We start from the raw sequence: 5918 nt of genomic DNA on the forward strand, positions 1-5918 counted from the left end.
AACTAATCTTTAATCCTCTGCCAATATTTATTATGAATAGATTGATACAGCTTGTTAAAAAGGTTCTTCGTTACTTGGTATGGTTCGAGCGGGTGGCATAAATCGACTAAATCTTTATCTGGCAAGAGATTTAATTAATTAGTTCGCTCTAGATCAAAAACAATTGATAAAAATCGCAGCAATGTCTGTCTATATAAGGGTTTCATTCCTTATAACCCCCGTCCATTGCATAAGACAAACCGAAGAACCGTATCTTTTTACTCAAGTGTTTTATCGTCTTCTCCATTCTTTCAGGATAAACCATCAAGTCAGGTTTCGGCTTGGCTTTCTGGGTGGGAATTGCGAGTCTGCAATAGTCACGATTTTATTTGTCTCTTAATGATGAGATTAACATAACAATAATTCCTCTAATGCGCTTTACGAGAAATCTAAATCGCTGACGATAAACTGGAATAACTGAGTTTTTAGTTTTGCGATAGCGGATGGCAAGTTTTCTGGCAAGCTGAAAAATATTAGATTCATAAATATCAATATCCCAACGATAAATAATTTGTTTCAAGGTTCTTAAGTCGCCCATCTTTTCTAATGCTTCTGCTACGAATTCTAAAACATAATCATCTGCCTCTGTCAGTGCTTCAGTTAAAGCTGTTACTGCTTCTGGGTTGCCTATCTCACCTAACGCTTCTGCCGCCAAACTTCTGACATACTTATTTGAATCTTTCAGTGCCACAATTAAAGCTGACACTACTTCTGAGTTACCAATATCAATTAAAGCTGTTTTTGCATACCATCTGGCATCATGCTCTGAATACTTTATTACATCGATTAAAGCTGATATTGTTTCTGAGTTACCTATTTGACTTAAAGCTAGTTGAGCAATGTTTTTAACCTGATTATCTTCATCATTTAACGCTTCAATTAAAGCTGGTATTGCTTCCGAGTTGCCGATATTTCCTAAAGTTTGTGATGCTAAGGCTCTGACATACTCATCCGAATCATTTAACCCCTTAAATAAAGCTGGTATAACTTCAGGATTGTCTATCTTACTTAAAGCTTCTAGTATAGCAATTCTGATATATTTATCTGAATCATTTAACCCCTCAATTAAAGTTGGCATCCCCTCTAAATTGCCCATTTTGCTTAGAGCATCTGCTGACATAAATCTCACATCTTTATTTACATCATTCAAAGCTTCAATTAAAGCTGACACTACTTCTGGATTATCGCTATCACCTAAAGCACTTACAGCCATGCGTCTAACATACTCATCTGAATGATTAAGTGCTTTGATTAAAATTGGTAAAGCTTCTGGATTACCTTTTCCTTTTAAATAAACTGTTAATAATATTGCCGAATAGCATCTGAGAAGATTATTGGAATCCTCTAGTGCCATACTTAAACCTGACATCGTTTCTGGGTTGCCAATTTTGTCTAATGTTTCGCCCAAAGATTCCATGGCATTACTTCTGACAGTTTCATCTGAATTGCTTAGTGCTGTCATTAAAGCTAATACTTCTTCTGGATTAAGAAGCAAGCTTAAAGCGGTTTCTACACAGTCTCTACCAGTCTTATCTGAATCATTAAGCGAGGCAACAATAAAAGCTTGTCTAGATTCTGGATTAACCACCAACGCCAAAGGAAAATGTGCAAAAATCATCGTTGCATAGCTTCTAACTTCCTGATAAGGATTATTTAGTGCCTCGATTAAAATAGGCATCGCTGCTGTGCTGCCAATGTTGTTAATTTTTCCTAACGCTTCTACCGCATATTTCCTAACATTTTCATCTAAATGATTAAGTGCTGTCATTAAACCTAAGTAGGCTTCCTCAGTGCCAATATTTAATAAAGCTTCTGCCGCTTTACCTGCGACTTCCTGATAAGGATTCTTAAGTGCTAGTGCCTCAATTAAACCTGACACCGCTTGTGGAGTTCCAATTTTACTTAATGCTTCTACTGCCTTATTTCTGACAAGTTCATCTGCTGCATAATATATATCATTTATTTCTGAATCATTCAGCACCGCAATTAAAGCAGACACGGCTTCTGGGTTGCCAATATTACCTAAAGCTTCTGCCGCAAAGTATCTAATATAAACATGAAAAGCTGAATGATTCACTGCTTCTATTAACACTGGTACTGCATCTGGATTAGTAATCTTACTTAAAGCTACTGCTGCATAACTTCTGAAATCCCCATCTGAATTTTTAATTGTCTCGATTAAAGCTGATACTACTGCTGAATTGTTAATTTGTCCTAACGCTTCTACTGCATTGTTTCTAGTTTTCACATCATTAAGTGCTGTAATCAAAGCTTGTATTGTTTCCGAATTACCAATACCAATTTCACCTAAAGCTTTCACTCCCCAAAATTTGACACTTTTTTCAGAATCAGATAGTGTTGAAATTAAAGAGGGTAAAGCTAAAGCTTGCTTTTTGTTAATTTTTCCTAAAATTATTGCAGCATTATCTCTAAACCAATCTGAATAATTGAACGCCCGAATAATAGTTGGTAATGCTTTGGGATTGCCAATTTCTCCTAATGCTTTTAATGCCCAACCTCTGAATGGTTTTTCTTTATACAAATCTAATTCAAAATCTAGTATAGGTTTACGTTCTCTCTTTATTTCTTTTATATCGTCTTCTGCATAACCTTTAATTCTCTTTTCCGAATCATCTAATGCCGCACTTAAAGCGGATATCGATTCAGGATTGCCGATTTTACCTAACAATTCTGCTGCATTAAATTTACTATCTCTGACATACCAAGGTGAATCCTTAAGTGCGTTTTCTAATCGTCTTCTCATCACGGGAAAAGTCTTCCCTAATGTCACCATTGTCTTGTTGATATACTCTAAACTAAAATCACGCTGCCACACCTTATAAAGCTTATCGACTATCTGATTAATCAGAGAATCTTGAATATTTTTACTTTCCGCCAGACAGTTACTAGCCAGTATCAATAAAGTCGCAAAAATATCATCTTTTTCCTGTAAAATTGCTTCTAACAAAAGACTAGCATCAGACATCATCCCCGCTAACAAAATAATCGTCTCATGCCAATCATGATCCCAGAAATGCGCCTTGACTAACGCAATTCCATCCTCTTGATTTTTCTTGATCCGTTGATAAAGATAACAAGCGGTAAAATACTCCTGGAAAGTGCGATGTAAAAATAGATATTGATCTCCTTTTTCATGAAACTTCTGAATAATACCATCTTCTTCGCACAACTGTATCATCAATTCATCACTATTTAATTCCCGGAAAATTGTTGATACTTCTTCATGACGTAAATATCTTTCTAAAACATTAAAAAAGTCTTCTTCTTTAAAAATAAAAATTTCTTCTTCTCGACAAGATAATTCATAAGCCACCATCTCTAATAATCTGATCTTCGCTATCCGCTTTCCGCCTGATACTGATACCAGCTTTCTATTTTCTACCCAATCACGCAGCATATAATCAACTGCTTGTTTATATACTTCATTACGTTTTGCTGGTAAAATTAAATCCTGAGTTTGATAGAGACTACAAATCAAAGAAAGTAATAAAGGATTTTGTGCTAAACCCTGAATTTGCGGTTTATTTTTCAACTCCTCAATTAAACCTGCTGCTGATACCAAATCATTCTCTAGATAATCTTCCGCATTAACAAACCAGGTTTTGATATATTCAGCTATTTTTTTATCAGTAAAGGGAACAATTTCTACCTCTTTAACTTTCCCTGAAAATTTGCCACTATAACCCACAATGCGAGAAGTTAGATAAATTTTACAAGGAGAATTATCTAAAAAATTCTCAAGTTTTGTATTTAGCTTATGTAGTTGCACAGAAGAAACTTCGTCTAAAGCATCTAAAAATAAGACACATTTTCCCTGTTCTAGCTTTTCTTTGACAATAGACTCAATCTGAAAACTTTTATCAATTAACTGAGGTATTATGTTAATAATATCATCATTTTTTTCTGCTAATTTATTTGCTAACTCAGATAGCCGAAAATACAAAGGAAGAATCACATCCTTAACCTTAACCTTCTCCCGATTGTTTAAGAAGGGTTGAGGAGTATTAACACCTAACTTCCCTAATTCTTCCCTAGCAATTTTTAATGCTTCCATCCTTAAAAGAGTTGATTTACCCATTCCAGGATCAGCAAGAATCATCATTTTATTGTGTTTATCCTTGGCTTCTTCCCAATCAACTTGTACTTTTTTGTTTTCTTCCCGTTGCTGTTCCTCAGTAAACCCTTTTAAGGCATAGATTTTCTTTAATGTTCCCTCATCACCTGTATAAGCTTGCCATGTTTCAATCTCATGGTTATAGCGTCTTTCTAAAGTAACTTCAATAGGAATATATTGCTTTAATAACGAGATTTTTTGACGAGTATGAAAGAATTGAAGATATTGAAATTCATCTTGAATTTTTTCTAAAAATCGACAAACAGCATTTTTGGTAGGTTCTAACCCCAGTTTATCTAAAATATCTAAAATATTATCCCACCGAATCACATAACTTTCATCAGTTTTACTCGATTGAATAACCCCTAAAACTCCTCCTAATTCTTCCGAAAAAACAGCACCTCCGCTTGTACCCCTATCAACCTTAGCATTAATTCTGTGAGTCAGAAAATTAGAAGATTTATCAGGTAATTTATTCCAAGGATTCTTATATTCAATCTTATTATTAGGATAAGTCGAAAGCAGATTTAAAGGCGCACTGACAGTAATTTTATCGGCATTCACATCAAATCCTTCTGGAAAATTCTTCTCTTTTTCTCTAGGAAATCCATAAACTGTGACGCAATTTAACCCAGCTTGAAAATTAACAATCTTCACAGGTTTAGCACTCTCAATCTTAATCTTAAGAATAGCAATATCAACTTCTGGATTAGAATATTCTTGACACCATTGAGATGCGTATTCTTTCCCTTGATAATTTACTCTTAAAGAGGGTAAAAGATAGATAACGTGATGACAGGTAATGAGATAACCATCTTCTCGAATAATAAACCCAGAACCCAGCGTATCCCCTTTTTCATTGAGGATTTTAACCATTGATTCTTGTAGATAGTCGAGATTGGATTTAATCATTATTCTTCAGTTAAATTAAAATCAATGCGTTGATAAATATCCAGCAATGACATTTGAAAATCCACAGAATTAAACCTTAAAGTATCCTTGTCTGATTCAGAGGCTTTAAACAACCATTCCCCATTATTTTGTTGATAAAATTGTTCAACATAATAACGGTATTGATCAATCAAAATATATTCTTTAAACTCAGGAATTGAGCGATAAAACTTAAACTTATCAGTACGGTCATAATCTCTAGTTGATTTCGATAAAACCTCGACAATGATTAACGCATTAGTTACAGTGTTTGTGCCTTTTCCTTCATATAATGGTTTGTCTTTAATCACCATGACATCAGGATAAGTATAAAAGCGATATCTTGGCATCCATAACCGTACATCACTCATAAAAGCCCAATAATCTTGATTGTTAATCTTAGTCGGAAAATTCCTACAGAAATTTAAAGCAATCAGATTATGATTAGTAGTTGCTCCTACCATTGGAGTAATTTCTCCATCTAGATATTCATTTTTGTATTCTGCTATTTCTTCTAGCTGACAATATTCTTCAGGCGTGTAATAGCGTTTTTCGATTTGAACTTGCATACTAACCTCCCTTATCTTGGTTAAATTGCCATTCAATAGCAACTTTAATATTAGCTTGTGCTGAACCTTTTGTCACCAAAGGAATCCCCGTTTCGCCCCCAACTTGTAACCCAAATTCTAAAGTAACCTTACTGGGTGGATTGGCTTGGGAAACTCCCTGTTTTATCGAAGTTAATAACAATTGTGCATATTCATTAACAATATTAGTAACTCCTGCTTGAAAATTTTTTGTTCTTTCTTCTATA

3 protein-coding genes are annotated in these 5918 nt (G+C 34.5%); all 3 read right to left on the reverse strand.

Annotation, left to right across the window (positions count from 1 at the left end; translation table 11 throughout):
• Window positions 1-364: 364 nt before the first annotated feature.
• Window positions 365-5086 carry a HEAT repeat domain-containing protein gene (locus IM500_RS06680; RefSeq protein ID WP_287738002.1) on the reverse strand — a complete coding sequence of 1574 codons (4722 nt, stop codon included), beginning with the start codon at window positions 5084-5086 and terminating at the stop codon, window positions 365-367.
• Window positions 5086-5673: a Uma2 family endonuclease gene (locus tag IM500_RS06685; protein WP_190723819.1), complete on the reverse strand. Its 588-nt coding sequence runs from the start codon at window positions 5671-5673 to the stop codon at window positions 5086-5088. The genes IM500_RS06680 and IM500_RS06685 overlap by 1 nt, the downstream gene beginning before the upstream one ends.
• A 1-nt stretch (window position 5674) precedes the next feature.
• On the reverse strand, window positions 5675-5918 hold a 244-nt coding region (locus IM500_RS06690), incomplete at its 5' end, for a CU044_2847 family protein (RefSeq protein ID WP_287738003.1).

The sequence above is a fragment of the Microcystis sp. M179S2 genome, from assembly GCF_020245805.1.
In the GTDB taxonomy this organism is placed as follows: Bacteria; Cyanobacteriota; Cyanobacteriia; order Cyanobacteriales; family Microcystaceae; genus Microcystis; species Microcystis aeruginosa.

Coding starts and splice junctions, on each gene's coding strand:
- IM500_RS06680 (WP_287738002.1), bottom strand. CDS start 5,086: ATGATTAAATCCAATCTCGACTATCTACAAGAATCAATGGTTAAAATC.
- IM500_RS06685 (WP_190723819.1), bottom strand. CDS start 5,673: ATGCAAGTTCAAATCGAAAAACGCTATTACACGCCTGAAGAATATTGT.